This window comes from Arthrobacter sp. MDT2-34-1 (assembly GCF_059091365.1).
In genome coordinates this window covers 423,628-441,624 of record NZ_JBNHGO010000001.1, presented here as the reverse complement: position 1 = coordinate 441,624, position 17,997 = coordinate 423,628, and the positions used below count along the sequence as shown (strand labels likewise).

Annotated in this window: 18 protein-coding genes; 11 read left to right on the top strand and 7 right to left on the bottom strand. The window is 68.7% G+C overall.

Features of this window, described 5'->3' with window-relative positions:
- Positions 1 to 2 precede the first annotated feature (2 nt).
- From AC5RVV_RS02070 to AC5RVV_RS02060, 3 genes are all read right to left on the bottom strand, one after another.
- On the bottom strand, positions 3 to 509 hold the full coding sequence (locus AC5RVV_RS02070; protein ID WP_493999777.1) for a DUF2231 domain-containing protein: 507 nt from the start codon (positions 507 to 509) through the stop codon (positions 3 to 5).
- A gap of 247 nt (positions 510 to 756) precedes the next feature.
- The gene (gene rpsT / locus AC5RVV_RS02065) at positions 757 to 1,017 is read right to left on the bottom strand and encodes a 30S ribosomal protein S20 (protein WP_493978395.1); all 261 of its coding nucleotides are present in this window, start codon (positions 1,015 to 1,017) and stop codon (positions 757 to 759) included.
- A gap of 267 nt (positions 1,018 to 1,284) precedes the next feature.
- Positions 1,285 to 1,863: a type II toxin-antitoxin system PemK/MazF family toxin gene (locus tag AC5RVV_RS02060; RefSeq protein ID WP_493999776.1), complete on the bottom strand. Its 579-nt coding sequence runs from the start codon at positions 1,861 to 1,863 to the stop codon at positions 1,285 to 1,287.
- A gap of 233 nt (positions 1,864 to 2,096) precedes the next feature.
- On the opposite strand from AC5RVV_RS02060, the gene lepA reads away from it, so the two are divergent.
- Both lepA and hemW read left to right on the top strand, forming a co-directional pair.
- Positions 2,097 to 3,950 (top strand): translation elongation factor 4, encoded by a 1,854-nt coding sequence (gene lepA, locus AC5RVV_RS02055; RefSeq protein ID WP_493999775.1) that lies wholly within the window; start codon positions 2,097 to 2,099, stop codon positions 3,948 to 3,950.
- Positions 3,951 to 3,997: 47 nt separating this feature from the next.
- Positions 3,998 to 5,227, top strand: coding sequence for a radical SAM family heme chaperone HemW (hemW, locus tag AC5RVV_RS02050; protein WP_493999774.1), 1,230 nt, complete (start codon positions 3,998 to 4,000; stop codon positions 5,225 to 5,227).
- A 10-nt stretch (positions 5,228 to 5,237) separates the two neighbouring features.
- On the opposite strand, the gene AC5RVV_RS02045 is transcribed toward hemW, so the two are convergent.
- On the bottom strand, positions 5,238 to 5,801 hold the full coding sequence (locus AC5RVV_RS02045) for a TetR-like C-terminal domain-containing protein (RefSeq protein WP_493999773.1): 564 nt from the start codon (positions 5,799 to 5,801) through the stop codon (positions 5,238 to 5,240).
- Between the two features lie 55 nt (positions 5,802 to 5,856).
- Here AC5RVV_RS02045 and AC5RVV_RS02040 point away from each other — a divergent pair, with 55 nt between their 5' ends.
- Positions 5,857 to 6,342, top strand: coding sequence for a DUF4188 domain-containing protein (locus AC5RVV_RS02040; RefSeq protein ID WP_493999772.1), 486 nt, complete (start codon positions 5,857 to 5,859; stop codon positions 6,340 to 6,342).
- 56 nt (positions 6,343 to 6,398) lie between these two features.
- Here the strand turns inward: AC5RVV_RS02040 and AC5RVV_RS02035 are convergent, their stop codons facing one another.
- Both AC5RVV_RS02035 and AC5RVV_RS02030 read right to left on the bottom strand, forming a co-directional pair.
- On the bottom strand, positions 6,399 to 6,821 hold the full coding sequence (locus AC5RVV_RS02035; protein ID WP_493999771.1) for a DUF4870 domain-containing protein: 423 nt from the start codon (positions 6,819 to 6,821) through the stop codon (positions 6,399 to 6,401).
- Between the two features lie 109 nt (positions 6,822 to 6,930).
- Positions 6,931 to 7,773, bottom strand: coding sequence for a DUF3097 family protein (locus AC5RVV_RS02030; protein ID WP_493999770.1), 843 nt, complete (start codon positions 7,771 to 7,773; stop codon positions 6,931 to 6,933).
- Positions 7,774 to 7,919: 146 nt separating this feature from the next.
- On the opposite strand from AC5RVV_RS02030, the gene hrcA reads away from it, so the two are divergent.
- The 3 genes from hrcA (at position 7,920) to AC5RVV_RS02015 (ending at position 10,970) form a co-directional block, all read left to right on the top strand.
- Positions 7,920 to 8,933: a heat-inducible transcriptional repressor HrcA gene (hrcA, locus tag AC5RVV_RS02025; protein WP_493999769.1), complete on the top strand. Its 1,014-nt coding sequence runs from the start codon at positions 7,920 to 7,922 to the stop codon at positions 8,931 to 8,933.
- A 73-nt stretch (positions 8,934 to 9,006) separates the two neighbouring features.
- On the top strand, positions 9,007 to 10,140 hold the full coding sequence (gene dnaJ / locus AC5RVV_RS02020) for a molecular chaperone DnaJ (protein ID WP_494001258.1): 1,134 nt from the start codon (positions 9,007 to 9,009) through the stop codon (positions 10,138 to 10,140).
- A gap of 2 nt (positions 10,141 to 10,142) precedes the next feature.
- A complete protein-coding gene (locus AC5RVV_RS02015; protein WP_493999768.1) occupies positions 10,143 to 10,970 on the top strand; it encodes a 16S rRNA (uracil(1498)-N(3))-methyltransferase in 828 nt (275 codons plus the stop codon).
- Positions 10,971 to 10,993: 23 nt separating this feature from the next.
- On the opposite strand, the gene AC5RVV_RS02010 is transcribed toward AC5RVV_RS02015, so the two are convergent.
- A complete protein-coding gene (locus AC5RVV_RS02010) occupies positions 10,994 to 11,995 on the bottom strand; it encodes a GerMN domain-containing protein (protein WP_493999767.1) in 1,002 nt (333 codons plus the stop codon).
- A gap of 278 nt (positions 11,996 to 12,273) precedes the next feature.
- Here AC5RVV_RS02010 and AC5RVV_RS02005 point away from each other — a divergent pair, with 278 nt between their 5' ends.
- The 5 genes from AC5RVV_RS02005 to AC5RVV_RS01985 all read left to right on the top strand — a co-directional run bounded on the left by AC5RVV_RS02005 (position 12,274) and on the right by AC5RVV_RS01985 (position 17,991).
- Positions 12,274 to 13,380: a PhoH family protein gene (locus AC5RVV_RS02005; protein WP_493999766.1), complete on the top strand. Its 1,107-nt coding sequence runs from the start codon at positions 12,274 to 12,276 to the stop codon at positions 13,378 to 13,380.
- On the top strand, positions 13,377 to 13,850 hold the full coding sequence (gene ybeY / locus AC5RVV_RS02000; protein ID WP_493978405.1) for an rRNA maturation RNase YbeY: 474 nt from the start codon (positions 13,377 to 13,379) through the stop codon (positions 13,848 to 13,850). The genes AC5RVV_RS02005 and ybeY overlap by 4 nt, the downstream gene beginning before the upstream one ends.
- 9 nt (positions 13,851 to 13,859) lie before the next feature.
- Positions 13,860 to 15,194 carry a hemolysin family protein gene (locus tag AC5RVV_RS01995; RefSeq protein ID WP_493999765.1) on the top strand — a complete coding sequence of 445 codons (1,335 nt, stop codon included), beginning with the start codon at positions 13,860 to 13,862 and terminating at the stop codon, positions 15,192 to 15,194.
- Positions 15,195 to 15,244: 50 nt separating this feature from the next.
- Positions 15,245 to 16,186, top strand: a complete 942-nt coding sequence (gene era / locus AC5RVV_RS01990) for a GTPase Era (RefSeq protein WP_494001257.1) — start codon at positions 15,245 to 15,247, stop codon at positions 16,184 to 16,186.
- A 116-nt stretch (positions 16,187 to 16,302) separates the two neighbouring features.
- Positions 16,303 to 17,991: an LCP family protein gene (locus tag AC5RVV_RS01985; RefSeq protein WP_493999764.1), complete on the top strand. Its 1,689-nt coding sequence runs from the start codon at positions 16,303 to 16,305 to the stop codon at positions 17,989 to 17,991.
- Positions 17,992 to 17,997: the final 6 nt, after the last annotated feature.

Below are 17,997 nucleotides of genomic sequence, written 5' to 3'. Positions count from 1 at the left end.
CCTCAGGCGCCGCTGGCGCTTCCGCCGTGTCCCCGGACCCGGCTGCCCATGTAGCCGCCGAGGAAACCCCCGGTGATCGCAACGGCAGAGCCTGCCCGCGCCAAGCCGATCCCCAGCCCCTGACGTCCGCTCCGGCGGGCCAGCCATGAGCCGGCGAATACCAGGGTGGCTGCCGTGGTTGCCGCTGAATGCAAAACGCCGATGCGCCGCGTGGCCGGGTCCGCGGTGGTCCACTCGGCAAGGCCGGCCACTGCGGTGGGTAGGGCGGCCAGCACGCCCAAACCGACCAGGCGGCGGGCAGCGCGGCGTTCTCCTCCGTCGTCGTCAAACAAGTCGAGGAACACGGCCATGAACCAGGCACCGAACGGCGCGTCGGTCAGGACCGCGTGCGGCGGGATGGCTGTGTCCACCCCACTGAAGAACCGCCTGAAAGCCGGCTTCCCGACCAAGGGAGCGCCCAGCGCGCCCAGCACCCTGACCGCCCCGTCCAGGACGGGTGAACGCCCCATCCGGTCGACTAAACGCAAGTAAGCATTCGCGCCGTTCATTTCGCCCGCCCCATCCCGCCCAAGCTGCCGGCCCGCGCCGGCCCCCGGCGCCCCGCCGGAGACAACCAGCCCAACGGGACACAACCAAAGGTACCCGCCGGGCAGGCCGCCGTCTGCAGCCGGATGCACAAAGGCCGGAGGCCGCCTCCCGAACGGGTGGCGGCCTCCGGCCTTGGCTTGGGTCGGCCTCTCGGCCGGAACGCGCTGCTTAGAGCGCGTTGACCTTCTTGGCCAGCGAAGACTTGTGGTTCGCGGCGTTGTTCTTGTGGATGACACCCTTGCTGACGGCCTTGTCGAGCTTCCGGCTCGCGGCGACCAGGGCGGTGGCGGCGGCGTCCTGGTCGGCAGACTGGACGGCACCGGTCACGGCGCGGATGGCGGTCTTCAGCTCGGACCGAACCGAGATGTTGCGCTGGCGTGCCTTCTCGTTGGTGAGGATGCGCTTCTTCTGGGACTTGATATTGGCCACGAAATAACTCTCTTTGTTGAGGAACTTGGTCTTTTGAGGGCAGTCGGTCCGGTCATTGACTGAGCGGCGTGGGGTACCGTAATGGCAACCGGCCCGAGGTGCCCGTCGACCTGCGCGGACACACAGCTATAAATGTTAGCAGATCCGTGCTCAGGGCGGCGGACTTGCGCGCGAGCGACACGCGGCGCCCCGACGGTGAGCCTGCGGACGGCCGACACGCCGGGGCCGGGCCGCAGCTGAGCCCGGGACCGCGATCCGCCCCTCCGATCAGCTCCAGCCGCGCCGGCGCATGGCCCGGGCAACCTCGTCGAACGAGGCCCGCGGCAGCACCGCTCCTTCGCGCCGGACCCGATCCGGCTGCAGTTGCAGCACGCGGTCGAGCTTGACTTCACTCGGGCGGCCCCGCACGTCCCAGGGGCCAGAGCCCAGGTCCAGGTAGTCGCCGTCGCGCCGGCCGTCGTTGTTCCGGTCCCGCGTGGTCAACATGAGCGCCAGCAAACGGCCGCGGTGGTAGCCGATGACCAGGACGGGCCGGTCCTTGCCCCGCGTGTAGTCCTCCTCGTACGGCACCCACGTCCAGACAATCTCGCCCGGATCCGGCGCGCCGTCGGCCTCGGGGGAGTAGCTGATGGTCCCCGTGCCCCGGTAGTCGCCCGGATACGCCGAGCCCGGACCGGATTCCGCACCCCGGCGCCCGGCCACGCCCCCGGGAGGCTGGCCCTGCCTGCCGGCCACCGGACCGCGTCCTTGGGTGGAACCTCCGGAGTGTCCGGCACCGGACAGACCGCGCAGGGCCCGCACGGCGGAACGAAGCAGACGGTTGAGGCCGCGCTGGGAAAAAGCCATGGCCCTAGGCTACCGACGGCGGCACGGCCGCGATATCGGCGGGGCTGCCGAATCAGCACCACAGGCGAGATCGGCGGGTCCAGCGATCCGGCACCCGCGCGGTCCCGGCAGGCACGCCCCCGGGTGCGCGGATCGCGGGCAGGCGTGGGACACTTATAGTTGAGCAAATTCAGCGTGCTGGTCGACCCGGCCGCATTGCCGTAGCCCGCTTGTCTGAGAGTAAGGAACCATCTGTGTCACCGATGGCCCGCACCGCACCGGTGCCTGCCGCCACCGATCCGGCGATCATCAGGAACTTTTGCATCATCGCCCATATCGACCACGGCAAGTCCACTCTTGCCGACCGGATGCTCCAGCTCACCGGCGTGGTCCAGCCGCGCGATATGAAGGCCCAGTACCTGGACCGGATGGACATCGAGCGGGAACGCGGCATCACCATCAAGTCCCAGGCCGTGCGCATGCCGTGGGAGCTTGACGACGTCAGTTACGCCCTGAACATGATCGACACCCCGGGCCACGTGGACTTCACCTATGAAGTTTCCCGTTCGCTGGCAGCCTGCGAAGGCGCGGTCCTGCTGGTGGACGCGGCCCAGGGCATCGAGGCCCAGACGCTGGCCAACCTCTACCTGGCGATGGAGAACGACCTCACCATCATCCCGGTCCTGAACAAGATCGACCTGCCGGCCGCGCAGCCGGAAAAGTACGCGGCCGAGCTGGCCAACCTGATCGGCGGCGATCCGGAAGACGTGCTGAAGGTCTCCGGCAAGACCGGGGTGGGCGTCGAAGCGCTGCTGGACAAGATCGTGCGCGACCTGCCGGCCCCCACGGGCGACGCGGACGCACCGGCCCGCGCGATGATCTTCGACTCGGTCTACGACACCTACCGCGGCGTGGTCACGTATGTCCGGGTGGTCGACGGAAAGCTCTCGCCGCGCGAACGCATCCAGATGATGTCTACCCGGGCCAGCCACGAACTGCTCGAAATCGGAGTCAGCTCGCCCGAACCCACCCCGTCCAACGGCCTGGGCGTCGGGGAGGTCGGCTACCTGATCACCGGCGTGAAGGACGTCCGCCAGTCCAAGGTTGGCGACACCGTCACCAACCTGCTCAAGCCGGCGGCGGAGTCCCTGGGCGGCTACGCAGACCCCAAGCCCATGGTCTTTTCCGGGCTCTACCCGATCGACGGCACGGACTACCCGGTACTGCGCGACGCGCTGGACAAGCTCAAGCTTAACGACGCGGCCCTGATCTACGAGCCGGAGACCTCCGCGGCCCTCGGCTTCGGCTTCCGGGTCGGCTTCCTCGGGCTGCTGCACCTGGAAATCACCCGGGAACGGCTTGAGGCCGAGTTCAACCTGGACCTGATCTCCACCGCTCCCAACGTGGTCTATGAGGTCACGCTGGAGGACAAGAAGGTCCTGACGGTCACCAACCCGAGCGAGTATCCCGACGGCAAGGTTTCCGAGGTCCGCGAGCCGATGGTTTCGGCGACCATCCTCGCGCCCAACGAGTTTGTCGGCACCATCATGGAGCTCTGCCAGGGCCGCCGCGGCGAGATGAAGGGGATGGATTACCTCTCCGAGGACCGCGTGGAGCTGCGCTACCGGCTGCCGCTGGCGGAAATCGTCTTCGACTTCTTCGACAACCTCAAGTCGCGCACCCGCGGCTACGCCTCGCTGGACTGGAAGGCCGACGGCGAACAGGTGGCCGATCTGGTCAAGGTGGACATCCTGCTGCAGGGCGAACAGGTCGACGCGTTCAGCGCCATCACGCACCGCGAGAAGGCCTACAGTTACGGCGTCATGATGACCTCCAAGCTGCGCGAACTCATCCCGCGCCAGCAGTTCGAGGTGCCCATCCAGGCCGCCATCGGTTCCCGCATCATCGCGCGCGAAAACATCCGCGCCATTCGCAAGGACGTCCTGGCCAAGTGCTACGGCGGCGACATCTCCCGTAAGCGGAAGCTGCTGGAGAAGCAGAAGGAAGGCAAGAAGCGGATGAAGATGGTCGGCCGAGTGGAGGTCCCGCAGGAGGCCTTCATCGCCGCGCTGTCATCGGATGACTCCAAGGACAAGGCAAAGAAGTAGCTCTGCAGTGCTTGTGACCACAACGACGACGGCGGAGGTGCGCCTCAGTGCCTAGCGTCCTTCCCGTGGGGGACCCGGCGCCGGCCGACGGCCTGCTGCCCGCTCAGGCAGCGGCAGGCGCGGAGGACCGCGCGTTCTGCCTGTACGTGCACATCCCGTTCTGCCGGGTGCGCTGCGGCTACTGCGATTTCAACACCTACACCGCCAAGGAACTGGGTTCCGGCGCGTCGCAGGATGAGTACTCGGGCACCCTGAACACGGAGCTGGATCTGGCGGCGCGGGTGCTGCGCGGTTCCGGCCTGCCCGACCGCCCGCTGGCCACGGTGTTTTTTGGCGGCGGCACACCGACCCTGTTGCCGGCGACTGACCTGGCGTCGATGCTTCGCCAGGCCGCGGACCTGTGGGGTTTGGAGCCGGGCGCCGAGGTCACCACGGAAGCCAACCCGGACTCGGTCACGCCGGAGTCGCTGAAGATCCTGGCCGACGCAGGTTTCACCCGCGTGTCCTTCGGCATGCAGTCGGCCGTGCCGCATGTGCTGAAGGTCCTCGACCGTACTCATAACCCGGAACGGGTGCCGCAGGCGGTGCAGTGGGCCCGCGACGCCGGGCTGAACGTCAGCCTGGACCTGATCTACGGCACGCCGGGGGAGTCCATCGCGGACTGGGAAGCCAGCCTCGACTCCGCGATCGCCTGCGCGCCGGACCATATCTCCGCCTATGCCCTGATCGTCGAGGACGGGACCAAGCTCGCGGCGCAGATCCGCCGCGGCGAGGTGCCCGGAATCGACGACGACGACCACGCCGCCAAGTATGAGATCGCAGACGCGCGGCTCGGCGCGGCCGGGTTCGGCTGGTACGAGGTCAGCAACTGGGCCCGCACTCCCGAGGACCGCTGCCGGCACAACCTGGCCTACTGGCGCGGGGACGACTGGTGGGGAGCCGGCCCGGGCGCACACTCGCACGTGGGCGGCGTCCGGTGGTGGAACGTGAAGCACCCCGCGGCCTACGCCCAGCGGCTGGCCACGGGGGTATCTCCGGCAGCCGGCCGCGAGACGCTGGACACCGGCACCCGCCAGTTGGAACACGTGATGCTGCAGACCCGCATCATCGACGGGCTGCAGACCCGGGACCTGGGCCCCAACGGCCGGAAGGCCGTGGCCGGGCTGATCGCCGACGCCCTGGTCGACCCCGCCGCGGCCTTCGCCGGGACCATCCGGCTCACCCTCAAGGGCCGGCTGCTGGCCGACGCCGTGGTGCGGCGGTTGCTCGAGGACTGACCGCGCCGGCCTAAAGCGACCGGCCGATCCGGTGCAGGGCCGCCTCGTAGGCGGAGTCCCAGCTCCACCCGGCAGCCGGCGCGCCCGCCAGCTCCAGCGAGACGAGCCCGTGGACCTGGCCCCACACCACGCCCACCATGGACGCGACGTCGTCGTCCGATGCCCCGGGCAGGGCGGCGGCGACGGCGGCAAACAGCGGCGCGATCGCCGGTTCCGCGGCGCCGGGCGTCGGCTGGCACGGCACCTGGCTGGCCAGTGAGCCGCCGAACATGAGGCCGTACAGGACCGGATGCTCCAGGGCCCACGCCCGGTAAGCCTTGCCCAGCGACTCCAGTCCGTCGGGAGCGGCGCGCTGCTGGGAGGCCGCGAAGGAGGCGAAACCGTCGTCGAGGATGGCGGTGAGCAACTCCGCCTTCCCGCCGAAGAGCGAGTACACCGCCGTCGTCGACGTCCCGGCCGCCGCCGCGATCGCCCGGAGCGACACGCCGGGGGCGCCGTCGCGGGCAATCAGGGCCGCGGCAGTGTCGAGCAGCGTCCGCCGCAGCGAATCATCGTGGACTATGGGTCTTGCCATGAGCCCAGTATTGCATAACACTGTTCTGTAACACTGTTACGAAAGGAATCGGCTCATGTCGGAACACGTACACACAGGGCGGTTCACAGCCGATCCGGGCGGCGAACGGGTTACGGTCTTCCTCATCGGGATGCGGGCCAACCGCTGGTGGAAGATCGGCAAGGTGGCCCGCACCGCGTCGGCGATGCCGGCGATGCTGGCGCACCTGGCGGCATCGCCGGAGGCCGGCCTGCTGGGCTTCCACCAGTGGTTCGGGCGCACCACGGTCATGCTCAGCTACTGGAAGAGCCCGGAACATCTGCAGCGGTTTGCCTCCGACCGCTCGGCACCGCACCTGGAACCCTGGCGGCGGTTCATGCGCGAATCGGCCGGCAGCGGGGACGTCGGTGTGTGGCACGAAACGTACGAGACGGTGCCGGGGGGCCGGGAGAGTGTCTACAGCGACATGCCGCGCTTCGGCCTGGCCGCGGCGACCGCCCACGTGCCGATCGCGGCGGGGATGAACACCGCCCGCCAGCGGTTCTCGCGGCAGGCAGGGTAGGAGGGCGGCAGGGCCGGCAGGTCTACCGGAGCGGCTGTGCGGGCCGGATGTCAGAGCTACCGGAACAGGCGCAGGTTGTAGGCGTACCGGTAGGGAACGCCGCGGTTGCACTTGACGCCGGCAATGACGGAATAGACCGTGAGGAAGACCCAGATGGCGGCCGCGATGACGGCAAAGAGCCCGCTGACCGCCGGGATGACGATCAGCAGGTTCGCGATGATGGCCACCGCCGTGGGCGGAACCGTGAAGTTCAGGGCCTCTTTGGACTCCTGGGCGGTAAAGGGACCCCGGTCCTTGAAGATCAGGTAGATCGCCAGCGACGGGAAGCAGCCCAGGATGCCGCCGAAGTGCGCCATGGTGGCCCATTGCCGGTCCTCCGAAGGGGTCAGGGGCAAAGCGGACGCCGACGCGCTCTGGTACTGCTGGCGCGGAGCGGACTTGCGCTCCGGCTGCTGCTGACGAGCAGAGTTCTCGGACACTGGACCTACCTTCGGAAAATCTTCTGACGGCTCACTTCTGTTCCTAGCCTAGCTGTTCCAGCCCGTCTCCCGGTGCATTCCGCGGGCGGGGGTGCCGGACGGAACCGGCTCAAACCGTCAGGAAATCGATGACTTCTTCCACCCGGCCCAAGAGACTGGGCTCCAGGTCGGCATAGGTGTTAACACTGCCCAGCAGCCTCTTCCAGCCGTCGGCGATGTCTATCTGGGTCCGGTGCGGCCAGCCGAGGCCGGCGAGGATGCCGGTCTTCCAATCGGTGCCGCGCGGAACCACCGGCCACGCGGACCGGCCGATGACCGCCGGTTTGATGGCCTGCCACACGTCGACATAGGGGTGGCCCACAATCAGTACGTTGCCCGCCGCCGCGGGCACGGCCATGGCGGCCTCGGCTATCCGCCACTCCTTGGAGTTGGGGACCAGGTGGTCCACCAGGATGCCGAGCCTGCGCTGCGGGCCGGGGGAGAAGTCCGCCACGGCCGCTGCCAAATCGTCCACGCCATGCAGGGGTTCGACCACGATCCCCTCTACCCGGAGGTCGTCTCCCCAGACCTTCTCCACGAGTTCGGCGTCATGCTTGCCTTCGACCCAGATCCGGCTGGCCCGCGCGACCCTGGCCCGCTGTCCCTCGACCTTGACGGAACCGGAGGCCGTCCGTTGCCGGACGGGAGCCTTCGCCGCGGGCGCCGCCGGCACCACCTTCACCGGCTCGCCCTCGAACAGGAAGCCGAAACCCAGCGGAAACGAGCGGACCTTGCCCCGGCGGTCTTCCAGCGACACCAGATGCACACCGCCGGACTTCTCCACCCGAACGACGGCGCCGACCCACCCGCTCTGTGCGTCCTCGAGCACCAGTCCCGGTTCGGCGCCGATTTCGCGCAGTGCCCGGGCCTTGGGGGCGGTGAGATCCTGGGGGCCCCAGCCGTAGCTGCTCATAAACTTTAAGTCCTCTGCTGGTTGTCGTCCTCACGGCACGGCCGCCCGACAATGCTAACAACGGCGGCGACGTATTAGACTTAGCACTTGGACGTGTTGAGTGCTAACGGTCTGTCCGCAGACGAGTTGGAGACAGGAGGAGTGCAGTGAGCGAGGTCCGGAGGCTGGAAGTGCTCCGCGCCATTGTCGAAGACTATGTGCACTCGCGTGAGCCGGTGGGCTCCAAGGCACTGGTCGACCGGCACAGCCTGGGCGTATCGTCAGCCACGATCCGCAACGACATGGCGGCGCTGGAGGAAGAGGGGCTGATCGTCGCCCCGCACACCAGCGCCGGCCGGATTCCCACGGACAAGGGCTACCGCCTGTTCGTGGACCGGATTTCGGATGTCAAGCCGCTCTCTGCCCCCGAGCGCCGCGCCATCCAGAAACTGCTGGAAGGCGCCGACGACCTTGACGATGTCATGGAACGCACCGTGCGGCTGCTGTCCCAGTTGACCAACCAGGTGGCCGTCATCCAGTATCCCCAGCTGGGTGCTGCCAAGGTGCGGCACATCGAGTTCATCCTGCTGGCTCCCAAAAGGGCCCTGGTCGTGCTGATCGCGGACAACGGCAAGGTGGAGCAGCATGTCGCGGCGCTTCCGGCGGACGTCACCGAGGATGCCCTGGCCACGCTGCGCGCAGCATTCCTGTCGGTGCTGTCCGGGAAGCCGCTGGCGGCAGTGCCGGGGCTGCTGAAGAACTCCCCGGTGCCGCCGCAGGCGGGGCCGACGGGCACGGCCGAGGCCCTGGCGTCGCAGCTTTCGCAGCTTGCCGCGGCCACGAACGAGGAGCGGATCCTGATGGCCGGCACGGCCAACCTGGCCCGTTCCACGGTCGACTTCCAGCTGAGCATCGGTCCCATCCTCGAGGCTCTTGAAGAACAGGTGGTGCTGCTGCAGTTGCTCTCCGAACTGCATCAGGACGCGCGTGGCATGTCGGTGAGCATCGGCAGCGAAAACCCCTACGGTTCGCTGGCCGAAACCTCCGTGGTGGCCACCGGGTACGGCCCGGGCGCGACGGCCAAGGTCGGCATCCTCGGCCCCACCCGGATGGACTATCCCACCACCATGGCCGCGGTGCGCGCCGTCGCACGTTATTTGTCACGGATCCTCGCCGGCTAGCCACACGCCGCGCAGTGTCCGCACCGGCCGTCGGCGCCGGTGAACCGATCCCCAGGAAGTGAAGTACTACAAGGTGAGTAACCACTACGACGCCCTCGGTGTCAGCCAGGACGCCTCCACCGAGGAAATCAAGAAGGCCTACCGCAAGCTGGCCCGCAAGCTGCATCCGGATGTTAACCCCGGCCCGGAGGCAGCCGAACAGTTCAAGCAGGTCAGCCACGCGTACGAGGTGCTGTCCGACCCGCAGAAGCGGCGCATCTACGACACCACCGGCAACGAGAACGGCAACGATACCGGCTTCGGCGGCGGCTTCTCCGGGTCCGGGTTCGCCTTCCAGGACATCTTCGAAAGCTTCTTCGGCGGGGCCGGAGCGGGCGGCGCCGGTCCGGCCTCCCGGACCCGCCGCGGCCAGGACGCCCTGATAAACGTGCGGATCGACCTCAAGGACGCGGTCTTCGGCGTCAACAAGAAGATCGAAGTGGACACCGCCGTCGTCTGCCCCACCTGCGACGGCAGTTGCTGCCGCCCCGGCACCAGCCCGCGCACCTGCGACATTTGCGGCGGTTCCGGCCAGGTCCAGCGTGCGGTGCGGTCCATCCTGGGCCAGGTCATGACCACTGCCGCGTGCGGCAGCTGCCAGGGCTTCGGCACGGTCATTCCCGACCCCTGCAACGAGTGCAACGGTGAGGGCCGCGTCCGCAGCCGGCGTTCGCTAACCATCAAGCTCCCGGCGGGCGTCGGGACCGGAACGCGGATCCAGCTGGCCGGCCAGGGCGAAGCAGGCCCCGCCGGCGGCCCGCAGGGCGACCTGTATGTGGAAATCCGCGTGAACCCGGACAAGAATTTCATCCGCGAGGGCGACGACCTGCACGTCACGCTCTCGGTGCCGATGACCGCCGCCGCGCTGGGCACCGACCTCACGCTGGACACCTTCGACGGCGAACAGGAAGTCAGCATCAAGCCCGGCACGCAGGCGGGCGAGACCCTCACCCTGCGCGGCCTGGGCGTGACCCACCTGCGCGGCTACGGTCGCGGCGACCTGCAGGTGCATGTGCATGTGGAGACCCCGAGCAAGCTGGATGCGGAGCAGGAGGACCTGCTGCGCCGGCTGGCCAGGGCCCGCGGCGAGGAATACACCGAGGGCAAGCTGGCGTCCTCCGGCACGGGCGTCTTCGCCCGCCTGCGGGACCGGCTCGGTAACCTCTAGGCGTGACCAACCACCTGTTCTTCACCGCTCCGGGCGAGCTCGACGACGTCGCTCCGGGCGACAGCTTCACCCTGGCCGGGGACGAGGCGCGGCACGCCGTCACGGTTAAGCGGATCGAACCGGGTGAAGCCGTCGATCTGGCCGACGGGCGGGGCCGGCGGCTAGTAGGGGAGGCCGTTGCCGGCGCCTCAGGCCAGCTCACCGTCCGCGCGCTCCGGATCCTGCAGGAGCCGCGGCCCGACCCGGAGTTGGTGCTGGTGCAGGCGCTGGCCAAGGGAAACCGCGACGAACTTGCCATCGAGGCGGCCACCGAACTGGGCGTCGATGCGGTAGTGCCGTGGCAGGCCGAACGCAGCATCGTGCGCTGGAAGGCGGATAAGGCGGCCAAGGGCGCGGCGAAATGGCAGCTGGCGGTCCGGGCGGCCGCCAAGCAGTCGCGGCGTGCCCGCGTTCCGGAGGTGGAGCCGCTGGTGGAACGGGCCGGGCTCTGTGCCCTGGTCCGGGACAGCCGGCTCTCGCTGCTGCTGCACGAGGACGCCGCAGGCAGCGTGGCCGACGCCGTGGAGGGGGCCGGGTTGCGTGCCGGCTCCTCCGCCGGGGAGCGCGGCGGAAACGACGGCGGCGCTGCCCCGCCCGGAGCCCGTACCGGCGGCGCGGGGCGCGTGCTGATGATCGTGGGCCCCGAAGGCGGGATGAGCCAGGCCGAAGTGGAGGCGATGCTCGACGCCGGGGCGGTGGCCGTGAGGCTGGGGCCGCACGTCCTGCGGTCCTCCACGGCCGGACCCGCCGCCTTGACCTTGCTCAGCGAGTTGCTGGGCCGCTGGCGCTGACCACGTCGGTCAGCAGCACCGGCCTAGGTGATGGTGAAGACCTTGCTGTCCGCATTCTGCCGTTCGTCGGTTCGCCCGTCCTGATCCTTTTGGAACACGTACAGCCGGTAAGTGCCCGGATCCAGCTTCTGGCTGAACCGGAACTCGCCGATCTGCCCGTTGTCGGCATCAACGAGGGCCGTGCCGTCCTTGACCAGGTCGCCTTCGGACGTGTCGTCGGAGCCGGCCAGGCGGAAAATTTGCCAGCTCAGTTCCGATTCGTACGCGACGCCACGGCCGAACACCTCCACGCGTCCGGCGGCGGTGGCACCGTCGGCCGGATCAATGATCCATACCGGGGCCGCTAGGCTGCTGTTCCGGCCCATCGGCTGGCCCAGCGGCACATGGCCAAAGGCTTCGTAACCGTGATGCCCGTCCACCAGGATGACCACTTCCAGCGGATCGTCCGACGTGCTCAGCCCGGCGTTCGCCGCCGCAGCCGTGGCCGTGAAGACCAGTTGCTGCACGGCCCGTTCGGCGATGCCGGCATCCACCCGGCGGCTGAACGCGTCCGAGGAAATGTCCAGCGTGATGACCGACCCGTTGGTGATGGAGGCGCCCACCTTGCTCGCCGGGCTGAGCGGATTGAAGTAGTCCGGATCGAGGGGCTGCAGCCGCGTCAGCGCGGCCACCGCCGTCGTAATGGGATCACCCAGGTTCTCCGCCTGGCGGTATTCGCGGTACAGGAACACGTTCCCGGCGTTGGTGCCCAGCCAATAGACGGGGGAGAGCTCCGAGGAGCGCAGGGTCTCGACCGGCACGCTGGAGACCAGGGGGCTGCTGGCCGAAGCGGGGTCGGTGGGATTGGGCATGGAGGTCTGTCCGGCGCCGCCACCGCCGGCGGCCTGCGGCGAGCATCCGAGCAGCACCAGCGATGAGGCAGTGACCAGGGCCAACCACGCACCGAAGCGGCGTGTTGGGACCGAGCCTGCAGGCTGCCGGAGCTGGTTGCTGGTGATGCTTTCGATCCCTTCTGACGTTGGCAATGACCGGGTTTTTGTGGGCCGAAAAGGGCTGCTGCCGCCTTTCCTGCCTCACTAGCTTGGCATACGGGAGGGGGGCTGATGGCTGCTTTAACCGGCGCTCAACCGGACTGATGCAGGATTGATGCAGGATCGATACCAAGGCGTTTTTCGGGCCCGCAGAGGACTGTGCGGCGGCTCGTGCCGTAGCATGGACTTGTACCGTCGGGACCGGATCCATTTCCGGTTACCGCCAGCAAGCGCCCACCGAAGGAGCGATGAAAGGCCACATCGGCCGGACTATGTCCCAATCACGCCTGGATGTCGATCCGCTGGGATCAAGCAGCCGTTCCGTCCATTTCGATTCGTCGGAACACATGGTCAGGGCGCTCGGCGCCCACGACGAGGTGCTGCGGGTCATCGAGTCGGAGTTCAGCGATGTGGACCTGCATGTACGCGGCAACGAACTTTCCATCACCGGCCCCGCCGACGCGGTGCAGCTCACACTCAACGTGGTGGAAGAGATCCGCGCCCTGGCAGCGAAGGATACGAGGATCACCGCGCAGGTGGTCGCCCAGCTGCTGCGCATGCTCGGGGAACAGTCGGTGCAGCGGCCGGCCGAAGTCCTGACGCTGAACATCCTCTCCTCGCGCGGCCGCAACATCCGGCCCAAGACCCTGAACCAGAAGAATTACGTCGAAGCCATCGACAACCACACCGTGGTGTTCGGCATCGGCCCCGCGGGCACCGGCAAGACCTACCTGGCGATGGCCAAGGCGGTCCAGGCCCTGCAGCACAAAGAGGTCAACCGCATCATCCTGACCCGTCCCGCGGTCGAGGCGGGGGAGCGGCTGGGCTTCCTGCCCGGCACGCTCAGCGACAAGATCGACCCGTACCTGCGCCCGCTCTACGACGCCCTGCACGACATGATGGACCCGGAATCGATTCCGCGCCTGATGGCCGCGGGCACCATTGAGGTGGCGCCGCTGGCCTACATGCGCGGGCGCACGCTCAACGACGCGTTCATCATCCTGGACGAGGCGCAGAACACGACCCCGGAACAGATGAAGATGTTCCTCACCCGGCTGGGCTTCGGTTCCAAGATGGTCGTGACCGGGGACGTGACGCAGATCGACCTGCCCGGCGGCACCAGCTCGGGCCTGAAGATCGTCAGCGAAATACTCGACGGCGTAGAGGACGTCCGCTTCTCCCGGCTGGACGCCACCGACGTGGTCCGCCACCGGCTGGTCAGCGACATCGTGACGGCGTACAGCCGCTGGGACGAGTCCCGCCGCGGCGAGGGCGGCCGGGACGAGTCGCGCCGCTCAGACGGCGGCCGGGGACCGCGCCGCGCACCCGCGGCCAGGCGGAAGACGGACGCGGAAGCCGGCCCGGAGGATCGAGCATGAGCATCGAGGTCAACAACGAATCGGCCGTCGCCGCCAACGAGGAAGAGCTGGTGCGGCTGGCACGGTTCGTGCTGGACTCGCTCTACGTCCATCCGGAGGCGGAACTGTCCATCATCATGGTCGACACCGAAGCGATGGAGCGGCTGCACATCGAGTGGATGGACGAGCCGGGCGCCACCGACGTGCTGTCCTTCCCGATGGACGAACTGCGTCCCGGCACCGCGATGAAGCCGGGCCCGCCCGGCGTGCTGGGCGACATCGTGATCTGCCCGCAGGTGGCGCAGGAGCAGGCAAAGAAGGCCGGCCACGGCCTGTTGGACGAAATGCTGCTGCTGACCACGCACGGCATCCTGCATTTGCTCGGTTTCGACCACGCCGAGCCGGCCGAGAAGGAAGAGATGTTCGGCCTGCAGCGCCAGTTGCTGTCCTCCTTCACCGGCAAGGCAGCCCCCACCGAAACCACCCTGTAGAGCCCGGCGATGCTCTGGATACTCGCCGCCATGACGCTGGCTTTCACGCTGTTCGCCGGGGTGCTGACCGCCGCCGAGGCCGCCTTTACCTACCTGCCGCGCCACGACGCCGAAAACCTGCTGCGTTCCGGGCGGAGCCGCAGCCTGCGCCTCATCCTGGCCTCGCCGGCGGCCCACATGCACGGGCTGCGTTTCTGGCGCGTCTGGTTCGAGATGGCCGCCGCCGTCGCCATCGCCCTGCTGTTCCACGACCTGTTGGACAACATCTGGCTGGCCGGACTGCTGGCCACCGTCACCATGGCCGCCGTCGGATTCGTGCTGGTCGGGGTCTCCCCGCGGCAACTGGGCCGGATGCACGCCGGCGCCGTCGTGCTTTCCACCGCCTTGCTGGTCAGGCTGCTGTGCTCGATCCTCGGTCCGGTGCCCCAATGGCTGGTCCGTTTGGGCAGCGCGGTGGCCCCTAACGCGCCGCGCGCCGACGCGGCCTTCTTCACCGAAGAGGAGTTCCGCGAACTCGTGGACCGGGCCAACGAGTCCGACATGATCGAGGACACCGAGGCGGAACTGATCCACTCCGTCTTCGAGCTGGGCGATACCAAGGTCCGGGCGGTGATGGTGCCGCGCACGGACATGCTCAGCATCGACTCCGGCTCCACCCTGCAGGAGGCCATGACGCTGTTCCTGCAGTCGGGCTATTCACGGATCCCCGTGATCATGGACACCGCGGACCAGATCCGCGGCATCGTCTACCTGAAGGACGTGGCCGCCCGGATCCACGGCCGGGAGGACCACGGCGCCGGCATGCTGGTGGACCAGATCTGCCGCGAGGTCCGGTACGTGCCCGAGTCGAAGTCGGTCGGCGAGCTGCTGCAGGAGATGCAGCGCGAGTCCACGCACGTGGCGATCGTGATCGACGAATACGGCGGCACCGCCGGACTGGTCACGCTGGAGGACCTCATCGAGGAGATCGTCGGCGAAATCGTCGACGAATACGACACCGAGCGCCCCGAAATCGAGGCGCTGCCGGACGGCCTGTACCGGGTCAGCGCGCGCACCGGCATCGACGACGTCGGCGAACTGTTCAATCTGGAGCTGGACGACGAAGAGGTGGACACCGTCGGCGGGCTGCTGGCCAAAAGCCTCGGCCGGGTGCCGATCGTCGGCAGCGAAGTAGAGCTGGACGGCCTGCACCTGCGGGCCGAACGGCTGGAGGGCCGGCGCAACCGCGTCAGCCATGTCCTGGCCTGGTACGAAGCGCCCGCCCGGAACCAGTACGCCAACGACGACGGCGCTGCCGCCGCCGATGACCCCGCCCGGATGCCCGGGACGGAGAGGGAACGATGACCAACCCCGAAAACGCCACCGGCGCCAACAGCACCGACAAGGCCGTGGCCATGCCGTCCAGCGGCTGGCCCAAGGACTACCGCGCCGGTTTCGTGTCGCTGGTGGGCCGCCCGAACGCGGGCAAGTCCACGCTGACCAACGCGCTGGTCGGGCAGAAGGTGGCCATCACCTCCGCCAAACCGCAGACCACGCGGCACACCATCCGCGGCATCGTGCACCGGCCGGATGCCCAGCTGGTGCTGGTGGACACGCCCGGCCTGCACCGGCCCCGGACCCTGCTGGGGCAGCGGCTGAACGACCTCGTGGCGGACACGCTTGCCGAAGTGGACGCGATCGGCTTCTGCCTGCCGGCCAACGAGAAGATCGGCCCCGGCGACCGCTTCATTGCCAACCAGCTGGCCGCCCTGTCCGGCAAGCCCGTGGTGGCACTGGTGACCAAGACGGACCTGATGGACAAGCAAGCGCTGGCCGAGCAGCTGCTGGCGGTCGCGGCACTGGGCGCGGAGATCTTCGGCCCGGACGGCTTCGCCGACATCGTGCCGGTTTCCGCCGCCAAGGGGGACCAGGTCCAGACGGTCGCCGATGTGCTGGTCCGGCGGATGCCGCTGTCGCCGCCGCTCTATCCCGACGGCGAGCTTACGGACGAACCCGAAGCCGTGATGGTGGCCGAGCTGGTCCGGGAGGCGGCGCTGGAGGGGGTGCGCGACGAACTGCCCCACTCGCTGGCCGTGGTGGTCGAGGAGATCGTTCCGCGCGAAGGCCGCAGCGCCGACAACCCGCTGCTGGATGTCCGGGTGAACCTCTTCGTGGAACGTCCGTCGCAGAAGGCCATCATCATCGGCAAGGGCGGGGAGAGGCTCCGTGACGTCGGCACCCGCGCGCGCAAGGGGATCGAGGGCCTGCTGGGCACCCGCGTCTACCTTGACCTGCACGTCAAAATAGCCAAGGACTGGCAGCGCGACCCCAAGCAGCTGGTGCGGCTCGGTTTCTGAGCCTCCGGCGCCGCCGGGAACTTTCCCCGGCCGCAACCCGTAGAATACTTAGCGGCCAGTGATGGGCTGGCCGCGTCTTTTTTTATCTGGCTTACAACCGTGCAGAGGGGTATCCCGTGGATCATCGCGGCAGTTCCGGTGATGACCCGCAGACCCCGACGGGACAGCCGCCCGCGGGGCAGGATCCCGCCCCGCGGTCACCGGCCGACGGCGCGCCGCGGCGCGCGCAGGCGCGGGCCGCCAATCCGAGGCACATGGGCCGCGGGCCCAAACTGCTGTGGCTGAAGGTCGTGGCGGGCGCGCTGGCGCTGGCCCTGGCGGCCGGTGTGGGCGTCGTGGTGTTCAAAATCGTGGGCCTGCGCGACAGCATCAGCACCTCGCCGCTGAACCTGGGCACCGGCGCCCAAGGGCTGCCGGTGGACCTGAGCCGTGATCCCGTGCAGATCCTCATCCTGGGTACCGACACACGCGCCGGCAGCGACGGCCGGTACGGCTCGGACGGCTCGTCGGCCGGCTTCGGCAAATCGGACGTGATGATGCTGATGAACCTGTCCGCGGACCGGGAGCGGGTCACCGTGGTCAGCCTGCCGCGCGACCTGCTCACCACCATCCCCACCTGCACCGATCCGGAGACCGGCGAGGTGTACCCGGAGCAGCAGGATGCCCAGCTCAATGCCGCCCTGACCTATGGCGGCCCCGGCTGCACCGTGGCGGCCGTCAACGAAATGACAGGCCTGGAGATCGACCACTTCATGATGGCCGACTTCAACGCCGTCAAGGAGCTCTCCACGGTGATCGGCGGCGTGGAAGTCTGCGTCAACGAGCCCATTAATGACACCTACTCCAAGCTGCGGCTCCCGGCCGGCGTGAGCACCGTGCAGGGCGAGCAGGCGCTGGCGTTCCTGCGCACCCGGCACTCCTTCGGCGACGGCGGAGACCGCGGCCGGATCCGTGCGCAGCAGAGCTTCCTGGCGTCCATGGCCCGCAAGATCCAGTCCGAAGGCACGCTGACCAACGTGCCCCGCCTCTACTCCATCGCCGAGGCCGTGGTCAACAACCTCACGGTGGACGAAGGCCTGGCCGAGGTTTCCCGGCTGCTGGCCCTGGCCGACCGGGTCAAGAGCGTTGACCTGGGGAAGGTCGCGTTCGTCGCGCTGCCCACTAAGAGCGCCCCCATGGACGAGAACCGCCTGGTCTTGGACGAGGAACCGGGACAGGCCCTGTTCCGGATCCTGCGCCAGGACGGCGACGTCACCGCACCGGAGGTCAACACCGCCGGGTCGCCCGACCCGACGACGACGGGGGAGGCCGGCGGAGAACCCGCGGCCGGCGCCTCGGGCGGCGGCACCCCGTCCCCGACGGCAACCGACGACGGCGGGCCGACGGCCGGGGCGACGACCGCGCCGGGCGGGGACCCGACGGCCGGCGTGCCGTCCTTCGACCCGGCCGTGCAGCCCGTCGAGGTAATCAACGCCTCCGGCGCGGCCGGCCGCGACGAGGAACTGGCCGAACAGCTGCAGGCGCTGGGGTACCTGCTGGCGGCCCCGGGCGACGGCGGATCCGAACGCACCACCACGCAGCTGTTCTACTCGGCCGGATTCGAACACGTGGCCCTCTCCCTCGCGGAAGAACTGAACGTCCCCCGGGCCAACGTCCTCGCCTCCGGCGACCACTACGGCGTCGCGCTTTCGGTCGGTCGGGACTTCGCCAGCGGTACCCAACTGGCCGAGACCGGCGGCGTGGCCGGCGGCTTCAAGGGCCAGACCGCCGACCAGGTCACCTGCCAGCAGCCCGGCGCCTTCTAGCAGCCG

Excerpts from the sequence above, each read along its gene's own strand:
- AC5RVV_RS02070 (WP_493999777.1), bottom strand. The coding sequence starts at position 509 with ATGGGGCGTTCACCCGTCCTGGACGGGGCGGTCAGGGTGCTGGGCGCG.
- AC5RVV_RS02060 (WP_493999776.1), bottom strand. The coding sequence starts at position 1,863 with ATGGCTTTTTCCCAGCGCGGCCTCAACCGTCTGCTTCGTTCCGCCGTG.
- AC5RVV_RS02045 (WP_493999773.1), bottom strand. The coding sequence starts at position 5,801 with ATGGCAAGACCCATAGTCCACGATGATTCGCTGCGGCGGACGCTGCTC.
- AC5RVV_RS02040 (WP_493999772.1), top strand. The coding sequence starts at position 5,857 with ATGTCGGAACACGTACACACAGGGCGGTTCACAGCCGATCCGGGCGGC.
- AC5RVV_RS02030 (WP_493999770.1), bottom strand. The coding sequence starts at position 7,773 with ATGAGCAGCTACGGCTGGGGCCCCCAGGATCTCACCGCCCCCAAGGCC.
- AC5RVV_RS02005 (WP_493999766.1), top strand. The coding sequence starts at position 12,274 with ATGTCCCAATCACGCCTGGATGTCGATCCGCTGGGATCAAGCAGCCGT.
- ybeY (WP_493978405.1), top strand. The coding sequence starts at position 13,377 with ATGAGCATCGAGGTCAACAACGAATCGGCCGTCGCCGCCAACGAGGAA.
- AC5RVV_RS01995 (WP_493999765.1), top strand. The coding sequence starts at position 13,860 with ATGCTCTGGATACTCGCCGCCATGACGCTGGCTTTCACGCTGTTCGCC.
- era (WP_494001257.1), top strand. The coding sequence starts at position 15,245 with ATGCCGTCCAGCGGCTGGCCCAAGGACTACCGCGCCGGTTTCGTGTCG.